We start from the raw sequence: 23,588 nt of genomic DNA on the forward strand, positions 1-23,588 counted from the left end.
ACAACGCTACAACAGCGTCATACCCGAGAGCATAGGAAGAAAAATGTCGATCCAAGGACTAAAACGATACTTTGGAAACAAGATTCACGCAGTGATAATGATGGCCCCGCTTAAGCGGGAAATGATACGCCTCGGCATATGCACCCTTATGGCGATTATTCTGAATATCATCTTGTATACCGGCGTTGAAGTAGACGGCACCATCAAGCCGTGGGCAGAAACCCCGATAAAACTGTTTGCATCGTCGATGTTATTCGCCTTCATGATCAAGGCTTTTCTGCCAGTTCTCGGCTGGACGATACTGAAAGCAATGCTGTTGAGTGCGAACAATGCCTTCAGCGGCATACTGAGTTTTTTGGGCAATCAGTTCACAGGCGTCATGTACTGTACCGGAATTATTATGGGTTCTATCACGATTAAATTGTATATGGTTTCCGGGGTTTTAGACTCTGAGTTTGCTTATCTGTCCGCAATCGTATTTGCTTCCGGGGTTTTATATTTCTATGTGCTGCAATGCGCCATTCAAAAAACAATGAGTCCGGCCCTGCGTACACCAGCAGTACCGCGTTAAACCACTAGGCTGTGACTATTCATCTCTGGTGCTCAGTAGGCGCTCGCTCTGCTGAACCCTCACCCATACACAACCATTAATGGACTGGCCCGCCTTCGACTTTATGAAGAAGGCGAGCGAGCACGTGACTGATTGCGCATGTATTCCGAGATGAGACTTTCGAAATTGATGTCCGCCTCCTCAACGAGAATATTGACGTGACAGTACAGCTCTTCAGGACCTCTGAGATAATTGAAAATCCTTGATCTAACGATGCCGCAAACCCCTTCTTTGACCGCCGTAGAGGGGAGGTTGATAACATCGCCAACGCACGGGATAAGAGCTAGGCCATGGTCGCTGTTGAAGACAATGTCAGCTGGACAGGCATCAATGCTGGCATCGGATTGTCCTTGCGAAACCTGCTGATAATCAATGCTATACCTCATGTACAGCCTACCTCATTTGTTGAGTGAGGAATCAGCGCCGCGGATCGTAAACAGAAACCTCAAGTTCGCAAGCGACGGGAGCATGTAGCGGATTTTCGGTACTAGAGAGCTTGGCAACTATCGTTTTTCAAGCACATACCCTACGCCCCGAAGCGTATGTATCAGTTTGGTCTCGAAAGGGTCATCTATCTTGGCTCTGAGTCTTCGAATCGACACCTCTACAACGTTTGTGTCGCAGTCAAAATTCATATCCCAAACCTGCGAAATAATTTGGGTGCGGCTCAGCACCACACCGGTATTACGCATCAGGTAATGCAGTAACGCGAATTCTTTCGTGGTCAGGTCAATGCGCTGACCGTCCCTGAATGCCCTGTGCCGGCTCTGATCAAGCTCCAGGTCAGCGACGCGAATGACCTCTACGGATGCAGGGTGATCTGACCTGCGCATCAAGGCGCGAACCCGGGCCAGCAGCTCAGGGAACTCAAATGGCTTGATCAGGTAGTCATCTGCTCCGTTCTCCAGCCCCCGGACCTTATCCGCCAGCCGGCTTCTCGCCGTCAGCATCATGATACGGGAAGGGCAGTTTTTACGACGCAACAACTCAAGGACCTGCCAACCGTCCATCTCTGGCAGATTTATATCCAGGATAATCAGCTCATATTCGTGCTGCTTAGCCAAGAATAATCCATCTGACCCGGTGTGGACGCAATCTACGACATAGCCACATTCCGTCAGACCTTGACGCACATACTCCGCAGTTTTTACTTCATCCTCAATTACCAGAATTCGCATGGGATTTTGTCTCGATATCACTGAGCAATTAACCGCGCACGCGCGCCGGCATTATTGAAAGGGATGGTAAATCAAAATGAGCGTGCCGGGGCTCAAATGACGGATTTGTAATTTCTAGGTAATACAGTTGATAGTCTGGCGGTATATCTTGTCGCGGTTTGGGTTTGACAGTTGCGGGCCCTCTCTCCAGCAGGTGATTTGACCTTATGAAGTATTGGGTTATTTTCTTCTTTGTGCTGGCTTCGTTCCGCTCAGATGACGGCGAGGTCGCTCACATTGAAGAGACTGGTCATTGGTGTAGTCATGAACTTCACCGGCATGCGATGCGTACAATCGAACGCCTACTTGAATTTTAGGCAAAAAAAAGGCGCCCAATGGGCGCCAAATATCCACCTTTTACCAAAGGAGCACTTAAGCCACTCAAGGTGAATGCGTAATGCTCGTTTTACTAACAGGACCCGCCAATGGATAACTGGCCCAGTTAGCCAATTACAGAATCGAAAGCGGGTACTCGATGATTACACGAGTTTCATCCAGATCCGATTCGAAAGCAGTGGCACGCGTGGTTGCCTGGCGCAACCGGAAGGACAGATCTTTTGCCGGACCGGTTTGGACAACGTATTTGACTTCGACGTCACGCTCCCAACGCTTCTGATTGTCGAGCGGGTTGCCGTTGTCGTCGGTGCGCATGTAGAACTGGTTAGCGTTCGAGTAATCCGCACCCGAGCCTCTGGCGTAGCGCGTCATGAACGTCAGGCCTGGAATGCCGTAGCTGGTGAAGTTCAGGTCATAGCGCAGCATCCAGGAACGCTCTTTCGGCGAGTTGAAGTCGCTGTACTGGATGGAGTTGTCGACGAAAATCGAGTCCGACTGACGCAGGTAGTCGAAATCGTCGTCGCCGTTGTTGCGCTGATGCGACAGGGCCAGGGTGTGGGCACCGTAACGCACACCGACCTTGGCACTCCAGATGTTGTTGTCGAATTCACCCAGGCGCTTCTTACCTTCATCTACGGCTTTGTAGTAGTTGAAGCCACCGATCAGCGCCAGATCGTCGCTCAGCGGGTAAACCACGCTTGTGCCGGCGTAGTACTGATTCCAGACGTCTTTCAGCTGGCTGGCGTAGACGCTCACAGTCCAGTTGTCGTTGATCGAGTAGTCACCGCCACCGTAACCGATCCATGGCGAGTTGACCGGGCCGCCGTAGAACGTCACGAAGTTGTCGTTCAGGTTGCTTGAGACCGGCTGGCTCATCGCATGCAGACGACCACCCTGGAGGGTAAGGCCCTGGATGCTGGTGTTCTCAACGGTCACACCGCGGAAACTCTCTGGCAGCAGGCGAGAGTCACCCGATGCGACGACCGGGGTCGATGGGAAGACATCACCCACTTTCACGATGGTATCGAACAAGCGGACTTTGGCTGCGCCGCCGACCTTGGTGTATTCGTCGCGAGCTTCACCCTTGTTATCAACGGGCAGCACGTCGAAGGAGCTACGGCCGCCGTTGCGCCCATCACCGGTGTCGAGCTTGAGGCCGATCATGGCAAAGGCATCAACGCCAAAGCCAACGGTACCTTGGGTAAACCCGGAGTTGAATTTGCTGATGATCGCGTGCGCCCAGGCTTCGGAGTAGCCGTTCGTATTGCCCTTGCCACTGTTGTAAGTGGGGGCGGTGCTGTCGCGGTTATCACGGTTGAAGTAGAAGTTACGGTTCAACACTGTAAGGCTGCTGCCTTCAATGAAGCCTTCTGGCTTGTCTTCAGCTTGTGCCGAAATAGCATAGCTTCCAGACAGCGCAGAAACTGCCGCCAAATACAGTGGTACTTTGATTTTCATCCGATGCTCCTTTGATTCACGGCAGTTTTTATTATGTTTACCGGCGCGGGTGTCGTTAATTGTTCTGACCAGGCGGCGCGCCTAGCGTAGCGCGAGCTCATATTTGCAGGCCGAAGATAACGGGGGGGTGATAGGAAAATTACAATTTCGTCATCTACCTGTTGTTCGGGCCTTCGCACCGCGTGTTTGCCATCTCCGTTGCTTGTAACGAAATCATCGTGTCGGGTTTGGTTTCCCAGTATTTTCGGGCATTACAGGACATTCTTACGGAATTGTAATTTTCTAGCCACCCCTCTGATAGCTACCGCTCATTAGAGTGCCATCACCTAATCAAGTGGGGCTTGGCAGCTGTTTCGGCGTTCTCGCCAAGCTTTATCGAAGTTTGTGCACGAGGACCATCAAAGTGCCCCGGTATAACCGCAATGTCTTACCCAAGACCCCCGTCTCGCCCTGGAAGATCGCTGCACTCTGTGCAGTCATCTCTGGGTTGATGGCGCCTGCAGCCCTTGCCCAAAGCATCAGCTTGCCCCAGGCGCTTTCGACGGCCATGGATGCCAACCCAGACCTGGCCGCGGCCAGGCAAGAAATTGGGATCGCTGATGGTGCTCGCAAGCAGGCCGGGCTTATCCCCAACCCCACAATCTCGTATGACGTGGAAGACACCCGTCGTAACACCAGCCAGACGACTGTCTCTCTCAGCCAGACCCTTGAGCTGGGCGGTAAGCGGGGGGCTCGTGTTGACGTCGCCACATACGGGCAGACCGCCGCACAGCTTGAGTTAGACCGTCGCGTTAACGGCCTGCGTGCAGATGTCGTCCAAGCCTTTTACGCCGCGTTGCGGGCCCAGACAGGTCTCGACCTGGCCAAGCAATCTCTCGAACTGACTGAGCGCGGTCTTCGCATCGTCGATGGCCGTGTTCGCGCAGGTAAGTCGTCCCCAGTGGAGGCGACCCGCGCTCAAGTGCAACTGGCCGAAGCCCAGCTGCAAGTTCGACGTGCAGAAACGGAAAAAGCGACCGCTTACCAACAGCTCGCTCAAATTACCGGGAGCTCAGTCACCGTGTTTGATCGACTCGAATCGCCAACCCTCTCCCCGGGCTTGCCACCTCGCACTGAAGATCTGCTGGCTAAGCTCGACCAAACAGCAGAAATGCGTCAGGCCGTGGTGCAGATAGACAAGAGCGATGCCTCGCTCGGCTCAGAGAAAGCTCAGCGTATCCCGAACCTTACTGTCAGTGTAGGTAGCCAGTACGACCGCTCTGTGCGCGAGCGGGTCAACACTGTGGGCCTGTCTATGCCTTTGCCGCTGTTCGATCGTAACCAGGGCAACATTCTTTCCGCTTCTCGTCGTGCAGATCAGGCCCGGGACCAGCGCAATGCTGTTGAGCTGCGCCTGCGCACCGAAACCCAAACCGCGTTGAACCAATGGTCCACCGCCATGCAGGAGGTCGAGTCCTACGACAAGACCATTCTGCCTTCAGCCCAACAAGCCGTAGAGACCGCAACCCGCGGCTTCGAGATGGGCAAATTCGGTTTCATCGAAGTGCTGGATGCCCAGCGCACCTTGATCGTCGCTCGTGGCCAATACCTCGAATCGTTGGCAGCGGCGACCAATGCGCGTGCGCAGGTGGAAAGGGTTTATGGCGAAGTCGGCTCAACCGCCGGCACTCGCTGAACGGGCCAAACATTTTCTTCGGCACACAGCCTTGAACAAGCCGGTGCCTACGATCAGCAGGAGTAGCAATGGATAACAAACGCAAGATCGCCCTCGCGGTAGCCGCTGTGGCAGCCCTCGGATTTGGCAGCCTTGCCTGGAACAACAGTTCCGGACAGCAGGCCGCCAGTACTGCCGAGCATGGCGCTAACGATGGCCATGGCGACGAAAAGAAAGCCGCATCTGCCGCCAAAGAGGAAGGTGATGAGGGCCATGGTGAAGAAGGCCACAGCGAAGAGGGCGGTGAAGAAGAGGGCAAGCTGACGCTCAGCGCTGAACAGATCAAGGCCGCTGGTGTTGCCCTGGAAGCTGCAGCGCCTCGTGACCTCGGTACCGTCGTGAGCTTCCCTGGCGAAATTCGCTTCGACGAAGATCGTACTGCCCACGTGGTTCCTCGTGTTCCTGGCGTTGTTGAGGCTGTCCAGGCCAACCTGGGCGAGACGGTCAAGAAAGGGCAAGTCCTCGCGGTAATCGCCAGCCAGCAGATCTCTGACCTGCGCAGCGAACAACAGGCCGCACAGCGTCGCGTCGAACTGGCGCGTGTGACCTTCGAACGTGAGAAGCAACTGTGGCAGGACAAGATCTCTGCAGAGCAAGACTACCTCCAAGCACGCCAAGCGCTGCAAGAAGCGGAGATCTCCTTGGCCAACGCCAAGCAGAAGGTCGGCGCAATCGGTGCCTCGGTTAACTCCGTTGGCGGTAATCGTTACGAGCTCCGCGCTCCCTTCGACGCCGTGGTAGTGGAGAAACACCTGACCGTCGGCGAAGTCGTCAGCGAGGCGACCAACGCCTTCATCCTTTCCGACCTGAATCAGGTCTGGGCGACCTTCGCAGTTCCGCCGACAGATCTGGGCAAGGTCACGACTGGCCGTGCAGTGAAAGTCTCTTCGCCTGACATGAACGTCGAGGTCGAAGGGAAGGTGGGTTATGTCGGCAGCCTGCTGGGCGAGCAAAACCGTGCAGCTACTGTCCGCGTCACCTTGACCAACCCCAACGGCGCCTGGCGTCCAGGCCTGTTCGTAAACATTGCGGTCACCTTCCAGACCGATCGAGTTGCCGTAGCGGTCCCTGAGCACGCTGTGCAGACCGTTGAAGACAAACCTTCGGTATTCGTACGCACCCCAGATGGCTTTGACACCCGCCCGGTAAAACTGGGTCGCCGCGACAATGGGTACGTGGAAATCATCGACGGTATTGAAGCCGGCGCCCAGGTAGCAACCAGTGGCAGCTTCACACTCAAGTCCGAGCTCGGCAAAGCTTCTGCCGAACACGGTCACTGATGCGAACTGACAGGATGATTTCTCATGTTTGAACGTATCATCAGATTCGCCATCGAGCAGCGCATCGTAGTAATGATCGCCGTTCTGATCATGGCGGGTATCGGTATCTACAGCTATCAAAAGCTGCCCATCGATGCGGTACCCGATATCACCAACGTCCAGGTGCAGATCAACACTGCAGCGCCTGGTTACTCGCCCTTGGAAACCGAACAACGGATCACGTTTCCAGTTGAAACGGCCATGGCCGGTCTCCCGGGCCTTCAGCAGACCCGTTCCCTGTCTCGCTCTGGCCTGTCTCAGGTCACCGTGATCTTCAAGGATGGCACTGACATCTTCTTTGCCCGCCAGTTGATCAACGAGCGGCTGCAGGTTGCGAAGGAACAGCTGCCAGAAGGTGTAGAGGCCGTCATGGGTCCGGTATCTACCGGCCTCGGCGAGATCTTCCTGTGGACTGTTGAAGCCGAAGATGGCGCGGTCAAAGAGGACGGTACGCCGTACACCCCGACCGACCTGCGCGTGATCCAGGACTGGATCATCAAGCCTCAGCTGCGTAACGTCCCGGGTGTGGCCGAGATCAATACCATCGGCGGTTATGCCAAGCAGTTCCTGGTTGCGCCGGATCCAAAGCGCCTGGCTACCTACAAGCTGACACTCAATGACCTGGTCGCAGCGTTGGAAAGTAACAACGCCAACGTCGGTGCCGGCTACATCGAGCGTAATGGTGAACAGTTGCTCATCCGTGCACCGGGTCAGGTAGGCAATATCGAAGACATCGCCAACATCGTGATCACCAGTGTGGATGGTGCACCGATTCGCATCAGCAGCGTTGCTGACGTCAGCATCGGTAAAGAGCTCCGTACAGGTGCTGCTACTGAGAACGGCCGCGAAGTCGTGCTCGGTACCGTGTTCATGCTGATTGGTGAAAACAGCCGCACCGTATCTCAAGCTGTCGCCGCCAAATTGGCGGACATCAACCGCACCCTGCCAAAGGGCGTGGTGGCTGTGACTGTTTACGACCGTACCAACCTGGTTGAAAAAGCCATCGCGACGGTGAAGAAGAACCTGGTGGAAGGCGCGATCCTGGTTATCGCCATTCTGTTCCTGTTCCTCGGCAACATCCGTGCGGCTCTGATCACCGCGATGGTGATTCCGCTGTCCATGCTGTTCACCTTCACAGGCATGTTCAACAACAAGGTCAGTGCCAACTTAATGAGTTTGGGGGCACTCGACTTCGGCATCATCGTCGACGGTGCCGTGGTTATTGTAGAAAACGCGATCCGTCGACTGGCTCATGCGCAACATAAGCATGGCCGCATGCTCACCAAAACCGAACGCTTCCACGAGGTCTTTGCCGCGGCGCGAGAAGCTCGCCGGCCGCTGATCTTCGGTCAGCTGATCATCATGGTGGTGTACCTGCCGATCTTCGCCCTCACCGGCGTCGAAGGCAAAATGTTCCACCCGATGGCCTTCACCGTTGTGATGGCGCTGCTGGGTGCAATGGTCCTGTCCGTTACCTTTGTTCCTGCAGCTATTGCCATGTTCGTCACTGGCAAGGTGAAGGAAGAGGAAGGCGTGGTCATGCGCACAGCTCGACTGCGCTATGAACCGGTTCTGCAATGGGTGCTGGGACATCGGAACATCGCTTTCTCGGCCGCAGTAGCCTTGGTCGTGCTCAGTGGTTTGCTGGCAAGTCGTATGGGTAGCGAGTTCATCCCAAGCCTCAGTGAGGGTGACTTTGCGATGCAGGCCATGCGTGTGCCTGGAACGAGCCTCACTCAATCTGTCGAGATGCAGCAGCGTCTGGAGAAAGCGGTGATTGCGCAGGTGCCTGAAGTTGAGCGGATGTTCGCACGCTCGGGTACCGCAGAAATTGCATCTGACCCGATGCCGCCGAACGCCTCTGACGCCTACATCATGCTCAAGCCTCAGGATCAGTGGCCTAACCCGAAGAAGCCTCGTGATGAGCTGATTGCTGAAGTGCAGAAGGCCGCAGCGGGTGTTCCAGGAAGCAACTACGAGTTGTCGCAGCCAATCCAACTGCGTTTCAACGAGCTGATTTCGGGCGTGCGTAGTGACGTCGCTGTGAAAGTCTTCGGCGATGACATGGACGTGCTCAACAACACCGCCAACAAGATCGCGGCAGCGCTCAAAGCGGTCCCGGGCTCATCGGAAGTGAAAGTTGAGCAGACATCCGGCCTGCCGGTGCTGACCATCAACATTGACCGCGAAAAAGCAGCACGCTACGGCCTGAACATCGCGGATGTTCAGAACTCGATCGCTATCGCCGTGGGTGGCCGTCAGGCCGGCACGCTGTATGAGGGCGACCGTCGGTTCGACATGGTAGTACGCCTACCAGAGACCGTTCGCACCGACGTAGCGGGTATGTCCAGCTTGCTGATCCCGGTACCTGCCAATGCGGCACAGGGTGCCAATCAGATCGGCTTCATCCCGCTGTCCCAGGTCGCCAATCTGGACCTGCAACTGGGCCCGAACCAAATCAGCCGCGAGAACGGCAAACGTCTGGTTATCGTCAGCGCCAACGTTCGAGGCCGCGATCTGGGGTCCTTCGTTGAGGAGGCGACCGCATCGCTGGACAAGAAGGTGCAAATCCCTGCGGGCTACTGGACGACTTGGGGGGGCCAGTTCGAGCAGCTGCAGTCGGCTGCCAAACGCCTGCAGATCGTTGTTCCAGTCGCCTTGCTGCTGGTCATGACCTTGTTGTTCCTGATGTTCAACAACCTGAAGGACGGCATGCTGGTCTTCACCGGTATTCCATTCGCACTCACCGGTGGTGTTGTGGCGTTGTGGCTGCGGGACATCCCACTGTCGATCTCGGCAGGTGTCGGCTTCATTGCACTGTCCGGCGTTGCAGTACTGAACGGCCTGGTGATGATTGCCTTCATCCGCGGGCTAAGGGAGGAGGGACGAACGCTCAGACAGGCAGTCGATGAAGGTGCATTGACCCGTCTGCGACCTGTTCTGATGACAGCCTTGGTAGCGTCCCTGGGCTTCATCCCGATGGCTTTGGCCACCGGCACCGGTGCCGAAGTTCAGCGGCCATTGGCGACGGTGGTGATTGGCGGGATCCTGTCCTCCACCGCACTGACCTTGCTGGTACTGCCTGCCCTGTATCACTGGGCACACCGCAAGGATGAAGACGGCGACGAGGCCGAAGTGGTTAGCTAACAGCCTCCGCTAAAGAGAAGCCCACAACACGTGTTGTGGGCTTTTTTGTTTAAAGTGAAGTAGATGCACTTACCTTTCAAAATTGTAAGTTTCTCGTCATGCCGGTGATGCCTATGCATTGCTAAGGTTACGCCCGAGAAGTTTTGAAATTGAGAGGGTTTTATGAAAAAGCTAATTATCGCTGCTGCACTTGTTGTTTTCTCGGTGGCTTCGCAGGCCAACACTTTCTCCGAGAGCAAGCAGCTTCAATACACCAAGGAACACCAGACCGCAGTGGCCAAGTACGCGGAGAAAAATGGCAAGCCAATGCCAGAGATTCAGGATTACAAATATGGCATGAAGATAGACGTTGCGAAATTCGTACGTCAGTCGCAGGACCCCCGTACCTGCCAGGTCTATCCACGGTTGATGACCTTCGAGGACTCCCAGGGCACGCTCAAGACTGTTCGTTACTCGATGTATTCGCAATGCATCAACAACAAGTAGTAAACGATTTGAACAGAACAATTAGAGAATTCATAAATGCCAGGCAGTGCCTGGCATTTTTTATTACGCCCGATACCCCATAGCTTCGAAATGTTAACGCCTGGGCTCGGGCAAACCGTGCAATAGATCTTAGCCAACCAACAGAGACGGCTCCCCAACTGCAGAGGGCAATTGGAAGCCTTGACCCCAGAAGGGACGAGTTATGAAGAGTTTGCTTGAACGCCCTGATGACCAAGCCGGGCATGAAGGTCATAGCCATGAGCATGGCGGCATTTTTGGAATGAACACAGAGCTGATTTTCGCGCTGATCTGTGGTGCTCTCCTGGGTGCCGGAGCTCTCGCAGGAAAACTTGGCCTGATTGATCGTCTGCCTCTGATTCTGTACGTGTCGGCCTACGTGTTCGGTGGATGGTTCACCACTAAGGAAGCGGTTACCAACATCCGTCAGAAACGCTTCGAGATCGACTCGCTGATGCTTCTCGCCGCAGTCGGTGCCGCGAGCATCGGCGCCTGGGCGGAGGGGGCTCTGCTGCTGTTCCTGTTCAGTCTGGGGCATTCCCTTGAAAGCTACGCGATGGGGCGGGCCAAGAAAGCGATTGAGGCACTGTCCAAGCTCGCACCAGCCACCGCGATCGTACGCAGAGCAAATGGCACGGTGGAGATGCCCGTGGAGCTGCTGGTTCCCGGTGACGTTGTCATCGTGCGCCCCAATGACCGCCTGCCGGCCGATGGTTTTGTAGTCGTAGGCTCCTCAAGTATCAACCAGGCGCCAGTAACCGGTGAGAGCGTCCCCGTGGACAAGCAACCTGTTCCTGATGCCGAACTCGCACGCAGCAAGCCAGATGCAGTGGATGCAGCCTCGAAAGTCTTCGCCGGTACCATCAATGGCGAAACGCTCATCGAGGTTGAGGTAACCCGGCGCTCTACGGAGAGTACCTTGGCGCGGGTCATCAAGATGGTCAGTGAAGCCGAAGTCAGGAAGTCACCGACCCAGCGATTCACGGACCGCTTCCAACGCATATTCGTCCCGTTGGTTTTACTGCTGGTAGTCGGGCTGCTATTTGCCGGCATTTTCCTTGACGAGCCGTTCCGTGACTCGTTCTACCGGGCGATGGCCGTACTGGTTGCAGCCAGCCCCTGCGCGCTCGCGATCGCTACACCAAGCGCCATTCTCTCTGGCATCGCCAGGGCAGCCCGAGGTGGCGTGCTGATCAAGGGCGGTGCGCCACTTGAAGAGCTTGGATCATTGAATGCCATGGCATTCGACAAGACCGGTACCCTGACCGAAGGGCGCCCACGTATCACCGATGTAATACCCATAGGCGGCACGCAGATCGAGGATCTGCTAAACGTCGCCATCGCTGTGGAGTCGATGAGCGACCATCCGCTGGCTGCGGCAATTGTGCGTGACGGTGAAGAGATGATTGGCACACGGCGCCGATTCCAAGCCAAGAACATGAGCAACATGATTGGCCGCGGCGTGCGTGCTGAGCTTGATGGGCAGTTCGTCTGGATTGGCAAGGTCGAGATGTTCGGTACCAATGGTATTCCCGCACTCAGCAAGGCAGCCCTGGAGGCTGCGGAGCGTCTACGTCAGTCAGGCCGTACCACCATGGTGGTACGGCGTGCTGACAAGGATCTGGGCGCTATCGGGCTATTGGACACACCCCGGGAGGGGGCCAAAGAGGCACTCCAGAAGCTTAGAGAGATGGGCATCGAACGCATGGTCATGATTTCTGGAGACCACAACCGCGTTGCAGAGGCTGTAGCCAAACAAGTTGGCTTAGATGAAGCGTGGGGAGACCTGATGCCGGAAGACAAGGTCAAGGCCATCAAAAACCTGCGCCTTAGCGCCAAGGTGGCCATGGTGGGTGACGGCGTCAATGATGCCCCTGCCATGGCCAGTTCGAGCGTTGGTATCGCAATGGGGGCTGCTGGATCTGATGTTGCCCTGGAAACGGCTGATATCGCGCTTATGGCTGACGACATCAGGCAACTCCCATTTGCGGTGGGGCTGAGCCGTCACACGCGATCGATCATCCACCAGAATCTGTTCGTCAGCTTGGGGATTGTGGCCATCCTGGTTCCGTCCACCATCATGGGCTTGAGCATTGGTGCCGCTGTTGCGATCCATGAGGGCTCCACACTGTTGGTCGTCTTCAACGCCTTGCGCCTGTTGGCCTACCGCAGAAGCACCTGATCCCTGAGCTTCAATCATGAAGCTAAGCAGGGAAATGACCTGAAGTAGAAGTACGGGTCGTGCGCGATCAGCGCACGACCCGTACTTTTCTCTCACTCGTCGATCCCGATGCGCTTGAGGCTTTCAAGGGCCTTTCCGCACTCAGGTGAGCCATGCCGTAAGCCGCAGGCCAATGCAGCTTTGAGGCTCATGACACCGGCTACGAAACCGACTTGATTGCCGACTCCGTGTCCGTCCGCAAATCCCTGATCATACGCAATCTCGACAAGCGCATTGATCGCCGCCAGGGTGTCCTGTTTGTTTTTACTCTTTTGCATATCTACTCCGCGAGCATTCAGCTCATATCGCTCGGTTAGGTGGCGGCGCCTTCAGGTTTGGGGTGAGCGAATCCCGCTCCCATAGCCAATCCCTAACGGGGGGCTCAGCCCGCCACCGTAAGGAAAATCAGCTATTGAGAGCAGATGACTCGTTTTGGTCACCCGTGCTGCTCGCCTCACCGCATTGGCACTGAGTGGGTACATCCGGGTAGTCGCTGTGATTCTCAATGAACAGCGTTCGGCAGGTTTCGCACCCATAGATCCGGGGCAGGGATTTAAGGCCGCTCGGAAGCACGTCACTCAGAGGCTCGTTATGCCAAGGAGCCCCGTCAAGGATTCTTGAACGCAGGATGTTTCCCAGGCGCCAGGTGTCACTTTGTGCGCGCCAGGACCACATCGGCGCAGAAAGCGAATACTGGATGAAGGTCTCTTGTGACTGCCTGGATAGCGGGTACTTGGGGCGGGTCCAGCCGGAATCGATGATGCTGAACCCCATGCCCATTTCTGCGCTCGGGTGGGTCTTTTCACCAAAGAAACGGTCATGCGTCGCTGGAGCCGTCGCATGATGGTCAGTCGGTGGGAATACCCACAGATAACACTCATCCCGGTTGACCATGCTGATGAGCTCGCTTGGCCCCCGCATGGGGGAATTTGCAGCCAGGGCGAAGCGATCCTTCCACGACATTTTGGGAGGCGGCGCAATACCAGCAGCGATGGCCAACGTGGCAGTCTTGGGGACGAAGCGATCGCCTAGCTCGTTCAGATCCAGGTTCTTGCAGAGAGCCTTGAAGGCCTTTTTGCGAGTCTTCGAGCTGAAGGAGGGGTCAAGGAGCAGGCGAACCTGGTTCACGCCGATTCCCGCAGTTCGTAGCACCTCAATGACTTCTTCAGCCACACCGACTGCTTGAAGATCGGTCAATCCTAAGCACGTTTTCGCCCGCTCGACCGCCGCGTAGAGGTTGTACTGCCGTGTCTCGTTGTCACGACAGACCTGAATTGGCAGCTTGTCTTGGATGGCAACTTGCGGTGCAACGGAGCCGATGGCCGCGTGGAACAGCTGGTGGAGGTGCAGATGAGAGTACGGGCGGCCAGAAGCCGAGAACGAGGCGTGCAGCTGAGCAGCGAGAGGTTGAAGCAGCTTTTTTGCAGACATGACTATCCCCTAATGAGCGACGTTGGGGTAGCTGCGCTTGTAGGGCCGTTAGACGCGAAGCTGGACGTCGAATCAGGTTCAATCATGAATAGGAGTCAGGTTTGATTTGCTTGCACGGCCACCATGCAAAGCCCGACGCGGCAATCACATCAGATTCGCCGAGCTTTGGCAAGAGCGGTCATCGGTAAGCGAAAGCAGGTAGGAGGAGGGCGCTCCATGCTTGATCACCTCCAGAAACAGGAAAGCCGGAAGCACGTTGAGCGCTTCCGGCTTTCTCACGTCAGACTGATGAGAGGGATCAGAAGACGTATTGCAGGCGGGTCACGATGGCATTGCCGCTGTCGTCGCCCACGGTGTTCTCGTTGTTGTCGGTGCGCACGTTGATGTAGTTGGCACTGACTTTCACCGCCTCGTTGACGTACCAGTTCACACCCACCGTGTGGCTCTTGGCCTTGCGCTCGTTCGATTGGTCCGCCGCGGTGACCAGGTTGCCGTCTTCGACCTTGATATCGTCAAAGCGGTAGAAGACTTCCCAGGCCCCCAGTTCCTTGTTCTCTGGTTTGATAGTGTCGAACTTGGCACCATCGAGCTTGTAGATACGCGGCTCGCCGGTCAGGGTGTAAGCCATCTGGGCGTAGTAACCGGAGGCCTTCATGTCGTTGTTGGCCTGGTCAGCTTTCAGCTTGCGGCGAAGGTATTCCGCTTGAACCGAGAACGGGCCGGTGGCCCAGGCACCTTCGAGACCCCAGACCGAGTCGTCCTTCCACAGGCCATCTTGTGCAGCAGCACCGCCAAACAGCATGCGGTTGCCGTTGGTGCCGGCATCGCCGCCGCCATTGGTATCTACACCGCGGACGCCCAGACGCGAACGAATCCGGGTATCGACCGCACTGTTTTTGAGGTCGCGGTAAGCGTACTGAGCACCGACGTGCAGGACGTTGCCATCACTGTGCAGCGGTGCGAACACGCCACGTACGTTGTAGCGCTTGGTGCTGTCGCCATCCGAGTTGTTATTGGTTTCGCTGAAAACGCTACCGGAAACATAAGCCATGTCAGCGATGGTGCTGGTGGCTTGAACACCCATGCCGGCGTTGTCGTTGATCCAGTCCGCCAGGTCGTACGAGAGGTTCCGCTCCATGGCGGTGGTCCACTTCGAACTGGTGGCTTTCTCAAGACCGAAGTCGGTGTAGAAACGGCCAAAGCGCAGTTGCACCGGCTTGAAACCCGTGTAGGTCAGGCTGGCTTCGTCGAAGTAGCCGTCGGAGTCGTTGCCCGTGTTGCGGGAAAGGTCGTAGTTGAGCTGATACTTCCAGTCGCGGTACAGCACGCCACCGAGCTCAAGGTAGGCGCGACGGAAGTAGCCTGCGTCAGCGGTATCGCCATTCTTGGTGAAGACACCATCGAAACGGCCGTAGTCGGCCTGAACTCGGCCGCCCAGTTTGAAACTGAATTCCTTGTCAGAAGTCGATACTTCAAGACCGCCCTTGGTCTTCAGAACGATGTCAGCTCCGTCAGTGGTTACTGTTCCGGAGAATGCTTGCGAGGAAAATGTGCCTATTATTGCGGCAGCCAACAGCTTTTCCCGCATGTTCGAAGAACGGATCATTGCTTGCCTCTCGTATGTTAAGTGCTTAGCTACCGACGTTATATTTCGCCCTGCGCCGGCCTAAATTTATCTTGCAGATGGGAGCAGGCCACGGTTGTCACCCGCTGTAACAAGATGCCTTTGTTCTAAGCACTCTGACTAGGTTGCAAGCGAATATGACAGTTGTGTTTCTGTAGTGTTAACGGAGGAGTTTGAAACCTAACAAAACTGTTACCGAACAAGCCAGTCCTTCTTATCAAAGAAGCTCTTCTTGATCAATCTTCGAATTTCCAAAACCTGCGGATTGCGGACAAGCTTCGTTTTGATAACAAGATAGACATCTTTCTCCTCCAGGTCGTCCAGGAAACCCGGCACGGGTAGGATATTTCTCTCCAGTTTTCGGCTGTAGTCGGGCAGCACTCCAATACACGCACCGCCAACGACAAGGCCTCGTGATAGGTTGTAGCTCTTGACCCGAGTGGTACCGCCCTGATGCTCAGCCATTATCGATGCCCACTTTCGTGAGCCCGCCAAGATCTCTTCATCCCAAGGGACAACGAGCATGAAGTTGTGCAAATCCAAGCTCTCCACTGGAAGGGTGACGCTTCTTGAATAGCGGCTGGAAATGAACAGGGCGTGCCCAATCCGGCCAAGCCTTTCAAACCTATACGTAGGATGGCGATCAAGCGCGCCTTTATCATCTGGGCTCACCAAAGCGATACCCACATCGACTTCACACTCAGAAAGCATCTGCGTTGTGCATTCTGAATGGATTTCCAGCTGCATTTCGGCATGATCACGCACGTAGGCGACTAGATCGCGGTTTACGATGTCGTTCAGCACTGGCTCTGTGATCGCGATGGTAAGCCTGGGGACTTCCTTTTCACCGGACTTGCCAAGGCCGTCTGGGCCGAAGAGCTGGCACAGGTAATGGCTGACCCTCTCGCCTGTGCGGGTCAGGGCAAGCTTGTTGTGTTTGTAGACAAACACGGGAGCACCAATGTGCTCTTCCAGTTTCTCCAAGCGTTTCCGCAGGCCTACCACTGGCACATTGAGCCCTCGGGCAGCCTGTTTGAAACTGGCACAACGTGCTGTTGCGAAAAACTCTACGGCCAGCTGATCATCAATTGGCAAATCATCCAATATGTCAGGGCTGTAAGGAACAACGCTGCTTGTATATGTTTCATTTTGTGTAACCATTAGGTCCCCCTTAATTCGGGGAATCTATCTCAATGCCACCCGGTGTTTCCTTATCTTGTCAACATTGTAATCCACGGGTCATGCATGCGTTATCGGAAGGCTTTTATTTCGAAAGCGTAATTTTCAGGCAATCCCTCTGATATTGTAGCGTGCTAGCCTAGTGCGCCGACTTGTTACTTACCATATATAGATTCGGCTAATTACGCATTTACATTTAGTTCACTATTTTTTCACCTTTGCCTCCATAGGCTTTGGGCATGGAAAATCAAACCCCACCTCTTACTACCTTACTGATTCGTTATCTGGGGATCGGCTTCATAGCAACGGGAGTCCATTATGCGGTGTTCCTATTGCTGGTTACGACAGAATTCGTTACTCCGTTACTGGCCAGTATCTGTGGCGGCATGGTTGGCGCAATCGCGAGCTTCATTGGAAATAGGGCGCTCTGTTTTGTGGCAGATGGCTCTCGTAAGTTTCAGCCTGTCAGGTTTGCACTGGTCGCGTTAACCACAAACTTCGGCAATGGCGTGGGTATGTGGTTCCTCATCAAGTCGAATCTGTCACCGCTCATCTCCCAAGTCGTAGTGACCTTAAGCCTCACTGCACTTGGATTCATTGCACATCGTTTTTGGACATTCAATCATGCAGACATTACATCGCTTTCCCGAGCGCCCTGATCCCTTGTTAACCATCGTGGTCCCTTGCTTCCAGGAAGAGGAAACCATCCCCGAGTTCCACCAGCGAATCACCCGCGTGGTGAAGCGCTTACCCGTCTCCTGCGAAATCCTCTATGTCGACGACGGCAGTAATGACCGGACGGCCGACATTCTTCGCCACTATCAGGATGGGTCATCTGTACGTTGCCTGTCCCTGAGTCGCAACTTCGGCAAAGAGGCTGCACTGAGCGCCGGGATAGACCATGCCCGTGGCAGTGCGCTGATCTTCATTGATGTCGACCTGCAGGATCCACCAGAGCTCATCGCGGCCATGGTGGACTACTGGCAACGCGGCTACGACGTGGTGAACATGCAGCGCAACCTGAGAATCGGTGATTCGTGGTTCAAGCGCATGAGTGCCCGGGCTTACTACTGGGTCATGCAGCGCCTGGTGGAGAAGGTGGACATGCCGGCCGATGTCAGCGATTTCCGATTGATTGGGCCTGCGCCGCTGGCAGCCCTGCGGGCCCTGGATGAACGCTCCAGGATTCTCAAAGGCATGATCGGCTGGGTAGGCTTTCGTACCATCGAACTCCCCTACAATCGCACTGTTCGCCATGCCGGGAGCACCAAATGGAATGCAGCTGGCCTGTTCAATCTGGCCATCGAGAGCATCGTCAGCTTCTCTCGCAAACCACTGCGCATTTTCAGCCTCATCAGTTTCGGTCTTTTCGTCTCCAGCATCTGCTACATGCTTGCGTCGCTTGTGGCAGGCAGTTTCGACATCCATCACCTGATCGTCGGAATGGCTTCATTCATGTGCGTCGGTGTCGCCATGGTGGGGGAGTACCTGGGCGTGACACTCGCGGAAGTGAAGCGCCGGCCTCTCTATTTCCTGAAGCACAGCAACAAGGCAGATCCCGTGTCACTCCACCCTTCGATGGCTTCGATCGAGGGTAAGAAATGCTGAACCTGAAGAACGAGAGGACGCTGTGGTGGGTCCTGGGTTCGATTTTGCTATTGCGTTTGGTGGGGCTGGGCATCTACCCGCTGATGGACACATCTGAGGCCCGTTACGCTGAAATGGCTCGCAAGATGGTCGAGTTGAATGACTGGATCACGCCCATGTTCGACTACGGGGTACCGTTCTGGGGCAAGCCTCCGTTGTCCTTCTGGACCCAGGCCGCGAGCATGACGGTCTTCGGCGTTAACGAGTTCGCTGCGCGCTTCCCAGCGTGGCTACTCCACCTGGCAAGCTGTTTCATCATCATCAAACTCGGCACGCAGCAGATTTCTCGTAACGCCGGCATCTGGGCTGCCATTATTTTTTCCAGCACCACACTTGGCCTGGTCTCCAGCGGTGTTGTGCTGACTGACCCTGTTTTGTCGTTCTCGATTCTGCTGGCCAGCTACGGTTTCTGGCGTTGGATGAAGTGCGCCAGCAAGGCGGATGCCTACCTGATGTTCGCAGGTCTCGGGCTGGGCTTGCTTGCCAAAGGGCCGCTGACCCTGGTGCTTATGGGGGCGCCGGCATTCGCCTGGTTCGTTATCTACAAGGAATGGGGACGGGTACTGAGGCTTCCCTGGATTAGCGGCCTTGTACTCATGTTCGGTATATCCGTGCCATGGTATGTCGCGGCCGAGATGAAAACGCCCGGCTTCATGGAGTACTTCTTCGTTGGTGAGCACTGGAGCCGCTACGTCGTCAGTAACTGGGCAGGGGACCTCTATGGTAGTGCTCATGCCAAGCCGTACGGCAGCATCTGGATCCAGCTCGGATTGTCGCTACTGCCATGGGCCTTGTTTCTACCACTGTTGATCCGCAAGCGTGGATCGATGCAGCGCTTCAAAGCCTACCTCTGGCTGTGGGCCTTGGCGACACCGGTCTTCTTCACATTTGCAGGCAACATTCTGTGGACCTACCTGCTACCCGCGCTGCCAGCGTGGGCATTGCTGCTGTCTGCACGGGTCAGCGAAGTTGGCCCGAAGACCACCTGGGCTGCCGCTGCGAGCGCATTGGTGTTGCCAATCATCGGTGCGGGCATCATCTACGCCGGGGTACTAGAGGAGCGCCCTCAGAATCAGCGGGATGTGGTTCAAGCCTGGCTCAATGTGCAGTCTGCTCATTCCGCTCCCCTGATCTATCCTGGCCGCCGCTCATACTCGTCGGAGTTTTACAGCAGCGGGAAGTCCGAGAACATCAAGGATCCTGCCAAGTGGCCGCGGGATGGCTCGTTCTATCTGTCCAGGCGCTTGCGAGACAGCAAGGATGGTCTGCCCGCTGATCTAGCTTGCACATCGATCACCGAAGCGAACGCCAGCCAGCTCCTGCTGTGCCATTGGAAACGCCCCGCACAAGGTGCCGAGGGTCTGGCCGGAGAAAGCAATGCGGAAACGCCTCGCAAGAACGAAGGCTAAATTCCAAGCACAAAAAAGCCAGGTTTTACCCTGGCTTTTTTGTCGATTTCTTTCGTCATTTGAAGTCCTATTTAACCGCCGATTAATTGTCGGCTTGTTCCTTACCATCCTTGCTTTCTTTCTTTTGCTCTTGAGCGACTTGTTGTTTGTTCTGGTCCGAAGAGTCATCGCTCCATAGGCGAGCCTGTTCGGTTCGGAAGTTCTCGTTGAACTGTTTCGTTCGCTCGAAGCCGCCTTCAGCGTAAGCGGTACCCATGAGACCCAGCAGCAGGCTGCCAATAGCGATAGATTTGACAAATTTCATTGTGAACCTCGGTTCATACTAGGCCAACCTGATTAGCGGCCTTTGTTGGTTTGTAGTTTAGGAACGCGAAGCTAACGACAAGGTGAGTCAATAATTACAATTCCGTAATTTTGGCTGCAGATAGGATGCGTTAAATCTTCAAATCTGGAAGGATCATGTCTATCTCGGCACTGTCGAGGGCGACTTCGAATTTTCTCTTAAATTACAATTTTGATATCTAGCGCGTTAATTCAGCGCGGCGTTGTTGGCCGCCCTAGGAGATAGCCATGAATGACATAGAGCCCTGGGCAGTTGCTATCGGTGACTTTCGCCGCTGCACTGAAAAACTCACTGTCCAGCTCGATGAGCTGACCTCGCAGACGCGCACCTCCAGCGCTGTTCTGGAGAGGTCGAACGAACTGGTGGAGCAGGTGGACGCTGTCGGCCGGCAGATTCAGGAGGAGGTGCGAAAGGCGGAGAAGGCTTGGTCGAACGCGGAGGAGGTTGCCTTGCGCGCCGCTGCATCAGCGTATTCAGCTGCATGCCGCGGAGTCGACACCGCCATCCAGCCACTGATCTCGGAGCTTACAGCAGCGACAAAGGCGGCGGACGCCTCTATCCAGGAGCTCAAGCGGGCACCGGTGCTGGCCAAGCGTTATGTGATGGTGGTCGCCACGGCGTTCTTCATTCTGGCGCTGATCTGTGTCTACTCGACCATGCGCCTGATCGATGCCGCCGGCAGCGTAAGTGCTCAAGAGAAAGTGAATGCTCAGTACTTCTCACACCTGTGGAAAAACGCCAATCCTGACGAACAGAAGATTATTAAGTCGGTGATTCTGCGGTCGCCCATGGACCCTGTGGTCCTTCGGCACTGATGCATTGAGGCAAACAAAAGGCCCGTCGATTGACGGGCCTAATCGTGTCTGCGCAATTTAAGCGGCGGTCATTGCCGGCTGCATTTGCTGGGCTTCCGGAAAGTGAAGGTGGAACCAGGTGAAGTTTTCTTCGGTCACCTCCACGCTCGCCGATCCCTGGTGCAGACTCATGATCGACTGCACAATGGCCAAGCCAAGACCGGTACCGCCTTCGCTCCGTGCTCGGCTCTTGTCCACACGGTAGAACCGCTCAAACAAGTGCGCGTGGTGTTCCTTGGCAATACCACGGCCGGGGTTGCCGACACTCAACGTCGTACCGCTCGCACTATGCTGCACCTTAACGTAGACCGTGCGGCCGCGAGGGCAGTAACGGATCGCGTTCGAGACCAGATTCGAGACGGCACGTTGAACCATCAGGCGATTCCCGCGCACCACGTCATCACTGCCGGAGATCTGCAGCTGAATCTCGCCTTCTTCTGCTGAAATGCTGAAGAGCTCGCACACTCGCTGAACCTCGTCGACCAAGGAGACGGATTCGAACTCCACCATTGATGCTGGATGACTGACCTGGGCCAAGAACAGCATGTCGGAAACCATGCGGCTCATGCGGTCCAGCTCTTCTGTGCACGACTCCAGAACCTCCCGGTACTCGGAAAGCGATCGTTCTCTGGTCAAGGCAACCTGGGCCTTGCCCATCAGGTTGGAAAGCGGTGCTCGAAGTTCGTGAGCAAGGTCGTCAGAAAACTGCGAGAGCTGCTGAACCCCATCATCCAGGCGAGCCAGCATGATGTTGATGCCGTCGGCGAGCATTTTGAGTTCTGCCGGCATCCCATCAGTTGGAAGGCGATGGTCGAGGCTCTCGGTTGAGATTTTCGAGGCGATCTTGAGGAACTTGGTCAGTGGTAGCAGGCCTCTGCGCACAGTCCACCAGCCAATGGCCAAGATCAGTGCGAGGATGACGGGGGACATCATCAAGGCCCAGGTCAGCAACGCATCGAGCAGCGCCTCACTGGATGACTGGTCCATGGTCATATAGACGCTGACCTCTGTTCCATCGCCCAAACGCATGATTCGAGAAGCACTCAGCAGAGGACGGTCCTGCGTATCACGCCATTCGTGCTCTTTGGGCTGGGCCGCCGGCTGAAACTTGTGCACCTCCAGATTGACCTGTTTCGAGCCAATCGAGAGCAGGGGAGTCTGATTCTGTGAGGTATCGAATATGCTCACATACAGGTTGTTGTGGCCCATGACCAAATCGACAAGCTGATGCGCATCCGCGTTGACGCCGGAGATGTCCGGGATGGTGGACAGGTTGTGAGCCATCCCCGCCATCTTTACTTCCAGGTCTGCTCTGGCATTTCTTTCCAGAGCCTTGCCTACCATCAGATAGCCAAAGGTGGCGAACAGAAGCAGCAACGCTGCGCTCATCAACCCAACTTTTAACCCCAGCTTTGCAGCCAGGCTGAATGGCCTCATGCGCGTTCCTCAAAAACGTACCCAACGCCACGAAGCGTGTGAATGAGCTTGGTTTCAAACGGGTCATCGATCTTCGAGCGCAAGCGCCGGATGGCTACATCGATGACATTGGTGTCGCAATCGAAATTCATATCCCAGACCAACGAGATGATCTGAGAGCGAGTCAGCGCTTCGCCCGTTCGGCTCATGAGCAGGTGCAGAAGCGCAAATTCCTTGGTGGTGAGATCGATGCGTGTGCCACCGCGGAAGACGCGATGGCGGACGGAGTCGAGTTCCAGATCGGCAATTTTCAGCGAGCTCTTCTCGACTAACTCATCACCACGGCGTTGCAGCGAACGGATGCGAGCAAGCAGCTCAGGGAATTCGAATGGCTTCACAAGGTAGTCATCCGCGCCGCCGTCCAAGCCCTTGAGCTTGTCATTGATGCGTCCGCGGGCGGTCAGCATGATGATGCGGACCCGGCTGGTCTTACGGATGGTTTCCAGCAGGTCCCAGCCGTCGATACCCGGGAGGTTCACGTCCAGGAGGACCAACGAATAGACATTAGTGTTGAACAAGTGCAGAGCATCTACACCGTTGTGCACGATATCTACGACATACCCGCTTTCGGATAGGCCCTGCTGAAGATATTCGGCAGTTTTAATTTCGTCTTCCACAACTAGAACGCGCATAACTTATCTCAAGGTGTGAGGAAGGAGTTGGCCTAATCCGCCAAGATTATGGTTGCAGGCTGTTCGAAAGTTTGGCTGAGGGTATGGCATGTGGTAGTCGCTACCTCTGTCCATACGCCGGGTCACCTGAGGACGCTTGAATCTTAACGCGAAGAAGCTGGCCGCGGCGAAATCCTACAAATTTGTAATGTAGCCGCAAGATTTCTGACAGTCATGCAGGCTCCACCCCTAAGCATAGCGGATTCTGGGGCCTGCGGCGGTGTATGACAGATTCGCCTGGCAGGTGGAATCGGCCAGGACAGGCAGCATTTCGGTCGTTAGCTTGCAAGGACTGGTACTGGCCTTGGATCGAGGGCGCCACGCAGGCAGACCCCATGCACGGCCGCAAACCGCAGCGCCTTTCTGCAAATTAGTTCACGTGGCGGCTCGATATTCTCTCGAATAATTATCTTACAATCTATTACATG

Annotated in this window: 20 protein-coding genes; 10 read left to right on the forward strand and 10 right to left on the reverse strand. The window is 55.5% G+C overall.

The features are described 5' to 3' along the window. Positions 1-43: 43 nt before the first annotated feature. Positions 44-571: a hypothetical protein gene (locus tag QMX96_RS12440; protein WP_012269855.1), complete on the forward strand. Its 528-nt coding sequence runs from the start codon at positions 44-46 to the stop codon at positions 569-571. A gap of 101 nt (positions 572-672) precedes the next feature. Here the strand turns inward: QMX96_RS12440 and QMX96_RS12445 are convergent, their stop codons facing one another. The 3 genes from QMX96_RS12445 to QMX96_RS12455 all read right to left on the reverse strand — a co-directional run bounded on the left by QMX96_RS12445 (position 673) and on the right by QMX96_RS12455 (position 3,621). Beyond that, on the reverse strand, positions 673-996 hold the full coding sequence (locus QMX96_RS12445) for a hypothetical protein (RefSeq protein WP_010951457.1): 324 nt from the start codon (positions 994-996) through the stop codon (positions 673-675). Positions 997-1,113: 117 nt separating this feature from the next. Beyond that, positions 1,114-1,788 (reverse strand): heavy metal response regulator transcription factor, encoded by a 675-nt coding sequence (locus QMX96_RS12450; RefSeq protein WP_003253420.1) that lies wholly within the window; start codon positions 1,786-1,788, stop codon positions 1,114-1,116. 489 nt (positions 1,789-2,277) lie between these two features. Then, positions 2,278-3,621, reverse strand: a complete 1,344-nt coding sequence (locus QMX96_RS12455) for an OprD family porin (RefSeq protein ID WP_003253422.1) — start codon at positions 3,619-3,621, stop codon at positions 2,278-2,280. Between the two features lie 403 nt (positions 3,622-4,024). Between QMX96_RS12455 and QMX96_RS12460 the strand changes: the two genes are divergently transcribed. The 5 genes from QMX96_RS12460 (at position 4,025) to QMX96_RS12480 (ending at position 12,487) form a co-directional block, all read left to right on the forward strand. After that, a complete protein-coding gene (locus tag QMX96_RS12460; protein WP_010951456.1) occupies positions 4,025-5,296 on the forward strand; it encodes a TolC family protein in 1,272 nt (423 codons plus the stop codon). A 68-nt stretch (positions 5,297-5,364) separates the two neighbouring features. Then, complete coding sequence (locus tag QMX96_RS12465) at positions 5,365-6,615, forward strand: efflux RND transporter periplasmic adaptor subunit (protein WP_012269854.1); 1,251 nt, start codon at positions 5,365-5,367, stop codon at positions 6,613-6,615. Positions 6,616-6,639: 24 nt separating this feature from the next. Then, complete coding sequence (locus QMX96_RS12470) at positions 6,640-9,801, forward strand: CusA/CzcA family heavy metal efflux RND transporter (protein WP_010951454.1); 3,162 nt, start codon at positions 6,640-6,642, stop codon at positions 9,799-9,801. A gap of 162 nt (positions 9,802-9,963) precedes the next feature. Beyond that, positions 9,964-10,287: a DUF2790 domain-containing protein gene (locus QMX96_RS12475; RefSeq protein ID WP_003253432.1), complete on the forward strand. Its 324-nt coding sequence runs from the start codon at positions 9,964-9,966 to the stop codon at positions 10,285-10,287. A gap of 202 nt (positions 10,288-10,489) precedes the next feature. Continuing rightward, a complete protein-coding gene (locus tag QMX96_RS12480) occupies positions 10,490-12,487 on the forward strand; it encodes a heavy metal translocating P-type ATPase (RefSeq protein ID WP_010951452.1) in 1,998 nt (665 codons plus the stop codon). Between the two features lie 92 nt (positions 12,488-12,579). Here the strand turns inward: QMX96_RS12480 and QMX96_RS12485 are convergent, their stop codons facing one another. From QMX96_RS12485 to QMX96_RS12500, 4 genes are all read right to left on the reverse strand, one after another. Further along, entirely contained in the window at positions 12,580-12,804 is a 225-nt protein-coding gene (locus QMX96_RS12485) for a hypothetical protein (protein WP_010951451.1), read from the reverse strand. A gap of 127 nt (positions 12,805-12,931) precedes the next feature. Next, entirely contained in the window at positions 12,932-13,957 is a 1,026-nt protein-coding gene (locus tag QMX96_RS12490; RefSeq protein WP_011953109.1) for a hypothetical protein, read from the reverse strand. Positions 13,958-14,255: 298 nt separating this feature from the next. Beyond that, on the reverse strand, positions 14,256-15,563 hold the full coding sequence (locus QMX96_RS12495) for an OprO/OprP family phosphate-selective porin (protein WP_009395904.1): 1,308 nt from the start codon (positions 15,561-15,563) through the stop codon (positions 14,256-14,258). Between the two features lie 210 nt (positions 15,564-15,773). Then, positions 15,774-16,742 (reverse strand): LysR family transcriptional regulator, encoded by a 969-nt coding sequence (locus tag QMX96_RS12500; RefSeq protein WP_011953108.1) that lies wholly within the window; start codon positions 16,740-16,742, stop codon positions 15,774-15,776. A 257-nt stretch (positions 16,743-16,999) separates the two neighbouring features. Here QMX96_RS12500 and QMX96_RS12505 point away from each other — a divergent pair, with 257 nt between their 5' ends. The 3 genes from QMX96_RS12505 to QMX96_RS12515 are packed head-to-tail and all read left to right on the forward strand — an operon-like array spanning position 17,000 to position 19,816. Further along, entirely contained in the window at positions 17,000-17,419 is a 420-nt protein-coding gene (locus QMX96_RS12505) for a GtrA family protein (protein ID WP_010951446.1), read from the forward strand. Continuing rightward, complete coding sequence (locus QMX96_RS12510; RefSeq protein ID WP_010951445.1) at positions 17,385-18,368, forward strand: glycosyltransferase family 2 protein; 984 nt, start codon at positions 17,385-17,387, stop codon at positions 18,366-18,368. Before QMX96_RS12505 ends, QMX96_RS12510 begins: the two co-directional genes overlap by 35 nt. Next, a complete protein-coding gene (locus tag QMX96_RS12515) occupies positions 18,362-19,816 on the forward strand; it encodes a phospholipid carrier-dependent glycosyltransferase (protein WP_010951444.1) in 1,455 nt (484 codons plus the stop codon). Before QMX96_RS12510 ends, QMX96_RS12515 begins: the two co-directional genes overlap by 7 nt. Positions 19,817-19,898: 82 nt before the next feature. On the opposite strand, the gene QMX96_RS12520 is transcribed toward QMX96_RS12515, so the two are convergent. Then, positions 19,899-20,120, reverse strand: coding sequence for a hypothetical protein (locus tag QMX96_RS12520; RefSeq protein ID WP_010951443.1), 222 nt, complete (start codon positions 20,118-20,120; stop codon positions 19,899-19,901). A 266-nt stretch (positions 20,121-20,386) separates the two neighbouring features. On the opposite strand from QMX96_RS12520, the gene QMX96_RS12525 reads away from it, so the two are divergent. After that, positions 20,387-20,974 (forward strand): hypothetical protein, encoded by a 588-nt coding sequence (locus tag QMX96_RS12525; protein WP_010951442.1) that lies wholly within the window; start codon positions 20,387-20,389, stop codon positions 20,972-20,974. 57 nt (positions 20,975-21,031) lie between these two features. On the opposite strand, the gene QMX96_RS12530 is transcribed toward QMX96_RS12525, so the two are convergent. Both QMX96_RS12530 and QMX96_RS12535 read right to left on the reverse strand, forming a co-directional pair. Further along, complete coding sequence (locus QMX96_RS12530; RefSeq protein ID WP_011953107.1) at positions 21,032-22,450, reverse strand: heavy metal sensor histidine kinase; 1,419 nt, start codon at positions 22,448-22,450, stop codon at positions 21,032-21,034. Further along, on the reverse strand, positions 22,447-23,121 hold the full coding sequence (locus QMX96_RS12535; RefSeq protein WP_003253457.1) for a heavy metal response regulator transcription factor: 675 nt from the start codon (positions 23,119-23,121) through the stop codon (positions 22,447-22,449). Before QMX96_RS12535 ends, QMX96_RS12530 begins: the two co-directional genes overlap by 4 nt. Between the last annotated feature and the right edge of the window lie 467 nt (positions 23,122-23,588).

This window comes from Pseudomonas sp. PS01300 (genome assembly GCF_029960155.1).
Classification (GTDB): domain Bacteria; phylum Pseudomonadota; class Gammaproteobacteria; order Pseudomonadales; family Pseudomonadaceae; genus Aquipseudomonas; species Aquipseudomonas palmensis.

Coding starts and splice junctions, on each gene's coding strand:
- QMX96_RS12480 (WP_010951452.1), top strand. CDS start 10,490: ATGAAGAGTTTGCTTGAACGCCCTGATGACCAAGCCGGGCATGAAGGT.
- QMX96_RS12535 (WP_003253457.1), bottom strand. CDS start 23,121: ATGCGCGTTCTAGTTGTGGAAGACGAAATTAAAACTGCCGAATATCTT.
- QMX96_RS12500 (WP_011953108.1), bottom strand. CDS start 16,742: ATGGTTACACAAAATGAAACATATACAAGCAGCGTTGTTCCTTACAGC.
- QMX96_RS12505 (WP_010951446.1), top strand. CDS start 17,000: ATGGAAAATCAAACCCCACCTCTTACTACCTTACTGATTCGTTATCTG.
- QMX96_RS12490 (WP_011953109.1), bottom strand. CDS start 13,957: ATGTCTGCAAAAAAGCTGCTTCAACCTCTCGCTGCTCAGCTGCACGCC.
- QMX96_RS12445 (WP_010951457.1), bottom strand. CDS start 996: ATGAGGTATAGCATTGATTATCAGCAGGTTTCGCAAGGACAATCCGAT.
- QMX96_RS12475 (WP_003253432.1), top strand. CDS start 9,964: ATGAAAAAGCTAATTATCGCTGCTGCACTTGTTGTTTTCTCGGTGGCT.
- QMX96_RS12455 (WP_003253422.1), bottom strand. CDS start 3,621: ATGAAAATCAAAGTACCACTGTATTTGGCGGCAGTTTCTGCGCTGTCT.
- QMX96_RS12495 (WP_009395904.1), bottom strand. CDS start 15,563: ATGATCCGTTCTTCGAACATGCGGGAAAAGCTGTTGGCTGCCGCAATA.
- QMX96_RS12450 (WP_003253420.1), bottom strand. CDS start 1,788: ATGCGAATTCTGGTAATTGAGGATGAAGTAAAAACTGCGGAGTATGTG.
- QMX96_RS12465 (WP_012269854.1), top strand. CDS start 5,365: ATGGATAACAAACGCAAGATCGCCCTCGCGGTAGCCGCTGTGGCAGCC.
- QMX96_RS12515 (WP_010951444.1), top strand. CDS start 18,362: ATGCTGAACCTGAAGAACGAGAGGACGCTGTGGTGGGTCCTGGGTTCG.
- QMX96_RS12485 (WP_010951451.1), bottom strand. CDS start 12,804: ATGCAAAAGAGTAAAAACAAACAGGACACCCTGGCGGCGATCAATGCG.
- QMX96_RS12525 (WP_010951442.1), top strand. CDS start 20,387: ATGAATGACATAGAGCCCTGGGCAGTTGCTATCGGTGACTTTCGCCGC.
- QMX96_RS12530 (WP_011953107.1), bottom strand. CDS start 22,450: ATGAGGCCATTCAGCCTGGCTGCAAAGCTGGGGTTAAAAGTTGGGTTG.
- QMX96_RS12470 (WP_010951454.1), top strand. CDS start 6,640: ATGTTTGAACGTATCATCAGATTCGCCATCGAGCAGCGCATCGTAGTA.
- QMX96_RS12440 (WP_012269855.1), top strand. CDS start 44: ATGTCGATCCAAGGACTAAAACGATACTTTGGAAACAAGATTCACGCA.
- QMX96_RS12510 (WP_010951445.1), top strand. CDS start 17,385: ATGCAGACATTACATCGCTTTCCCGAGCGCCCTGATCCCTTGTTAACC.
- QMX96_RS12520 (WP_010951443.1), bottom strand. CDS start 20,120: ATGAAATTTGTCAAATCTATCGCTATTGGCAGCCTGCTGCTGGGTCTC.